Source organism: Catenuloplanes sp. NPDC051500 (assembly GCF_044454585.1).
Classification (GTDB): domain Bacteria; phylum Actinomycetota; class Actinomycetes; order Mycobacteriales; family Micromonosporaceae; genus Catenuloplanes.
Window position 1 is genome coordinate 1 of the sequence record NZ_JBITDX010000059.1, and the last position, 1342, is coordinate 1342.

Below are 1342 nucleotides of genomic sequence, written 5' to 3' on the forward strand. Positions count from 1 at the left end.
GCAGGGCCGTTGCGTAGTCTGATGGCACGGCGCTGAGCTGGGGATTCGAGGTATGAATGGCCTCTGTAGAGGCGAAGGTGGCGGGTGAGATCACGTCAGTGATCATGAAGTTCTCTACGCCCCATAAAGCCCCGAGGACCTCACCCACCGATGGCATCATCTCTCATCGCTGCACTGACCGTCACCGCGCCCTCCGCAGTGACCCCGCCTGCGCCGGTCACCGAAAGTGAGCGGCGCGGCTTGCTGACTGCCCTGGCGGAGGTTCCCGACCCACGTGATCCGCGCGGGATCCGGTATCCGCTGACCGCGGTGCTCGCCGTGGCGGTCTGCGCGGTCATGGCCGGCGCCTCGTCGTTCGCCGCGATCAGCGACTGGCTGCACGATCTCGACGAACACAGCCGGTCCCGACTCGGTTTCACCGATGTCGTGCCGGTCGGCACGACCGTGTGGCGGCTACTGGTCCGGCTCGATGCGTCACTGCTGTCCGGCGTCCTCGCCGGCTGGCTGCACACCCGGACCAGCCCGCCGGACCCGGTCACTGTCACGCGCAGATACCGGCAGGTGATCGCGGTCGACGGCAAGACGTTACGCGGCGCCCGGCAAGGTGACGGCCGTCAGATCCATCTACTGTCCGCCCTGGACACCGGCACCGGCATCGTCCTGGCCCAAGTCGCCATCGATGCGAAGAGCAACGAAATTCCGGCGTTCGCTCCGCTGCTCGACCGCGTCGAGCAGGTCCTCGGCAGCCTGGCCGGGGTGCTCTTCGTCGCCGATGCCCTGCACACCCAGACCGGCCACGCCGACGAGATCGACCGCCGCGGCGCCTATCTGCTGGTCCAGGTGAAGGCCAACCAGCCGACCCTGTTCAAGCAGCTCAAACGGCTTCCCTGGGCGCAGATCCCGGCCGGGGACCGCACCCGCGACCGAGGCCACGGCCGCCGGGAGACCCGCACCATCAAAGCCGTCACCGTCCACCTGCCCGGCGGAATCGCGTTCCCGCACGCCCAGCAAGCCGTCCGGATCACCCGCACACGCATCCTCGCAGGCCGGACCAGCCGCGAAACCGCCTACCTGACCATCTCACTACCCGCCGGCCACGCCACCGCCCGCGAGCTCCAGACCTGGATCCGCCGGCACTGGCACATCGAAAATAGGCTGCATCACGTCAGAGACGTGACTTTCCGTGAAGACCAGCATCAAGCCCGAACCGGCAACGGACCCGCCGTCATCGCGACACTCCGTAACACCGCCATCGGCTGGCACCGCACCACCGGCGCCACCAACATCGCCCGCGCCACCCGCCACGCCAACCGCCGCTCACACGACCTCATCACCGCCGTGA

Annotated in this window: 1 protein-coding gene; it reads left to right on the top strand. The window is 68.1% G+C overall.

Annotation, left to right across the window (positions count from 1 at the left end):
* Window positions 1–240: 240 nt before the first annotated feature.
* The coding region (locus tag ACIA8K_RS41230) for an ISAs1 family transposase (RefSeq protein WP_396068964.1) at window positions 241–1342 on the top strand (1102 nt) is incomplete at its 3' end.